The organism is Acidisoma sp. L85, from assembly GCF_009765865.1.
Classification (GTDB): Bacteria; Pseudomonadota; Alphaproteobacteria; order Acetobacterales; family Acetobacteraceae; genus Acidisoma.
Window position 1 is genome coordinate 93,736 of record NZ_LMUQ01000084.1, and the last position, 1,058, is coordinate 94,793.

At 62.5% G+C, this 1,058-nt stretch carries 1 protein-coding gene; it reads right to left on the reverse strand.

Annotated features, from left to right (window positions below):
• Positions 1–347: 347 nt before the first annotated feature.
• Positions 348–1,058: adenosylhomocysteinase (locus tag GSQ83_RS30780; protein WP_254065961.1), on the reverse strand; the 711-nt coding region annotated here is incomplete at its 5' end.

Consider the following 1,058-nt stretch of genomic DNA (forward strand, 5'->3'; position numbering starts at 1 on the left):
CGAGGAGAAGGGCACCTTCACCTGGGAGCGGACCGATCTCGAGGGACCGCTGAAGTCCGCCTTCGGACGCTGAACCGGCGGCTTGCGGGTTGATCACTTCGGTCAAGCCGCAGCCTGACCGGCTATACGGCCGCCAGCGCAGCCATCCGCTCAGGGCGCGGCAGGAATGGTCATGCACGCACTGCTCCGCCCTGAGTGTTCGTAGTCGTTCAGGCGCTCGCGCTGCGAATGGCATTGGCCCTTCTGAAACTGTCTCCGCGCGGACGCCAAGTTGGAAGAGCATCTAGTCCCGGCCGAAAACCTCGGAATCCACTTAGCGTGCCGAGGAAGTATGGTTTACCTGCTTCTCAATACCGGTAGAGGTCGTGCTTGAATGGGCCGTTGACCCCGGCCGCGCCGATGTATTCCGCCTGCTTCGGCGTCAGTTTCGTCAGCGCGGCGCCGACCTTGGCGAGATGCAAGGCCGCAACCTTTTCGTCGAGCAGCTTCGGCAATGTGTAGACTTTGTTTTCGTATTTGCCGGCCGGGGCCTGCCACAGTTCCAACTGGGCGAGAACCTGGTTGGTGAATGAGGCGCTCATGACGAAACTGGGATGGCCCGTGCCGTTGCCGAGGTTCACCAACCGACCCTCGCTGAGCAGGATCAGGCGCTTGTGGTCGGGGAAGATCACCTCATCGACCTGCGGCTTGACGTTCTCCCAGACGTAGTTGCGGAGCGCGTCGATCTGAATTTCGCTGTCGAAATGGCCGATGTTGCAGACGATGGCACGGTTCTTCATCGCGCGCATATGCTCGATGGTGATGACATCGACATTGCCTGTGGCTGTCACGAAGATGTCGCCGCGCGGGGCCGCATCCTCCATCGTCACAACCTCGTAGCCTTCCATCGCCGCCTGCAGGGCGCAGATCGGATCAGCCTCGGTCACCAGCACGCGGCAGCCGCCGTTCTTGAGGCTGGCGGCCGAGCCCTTGCCGACATCGCCGAAGCCGGCGACCACGGCGACCTTGCCGGCCATCATGACATCGGTGCCGCGACGGATCGCATCCACCAGGCTCTC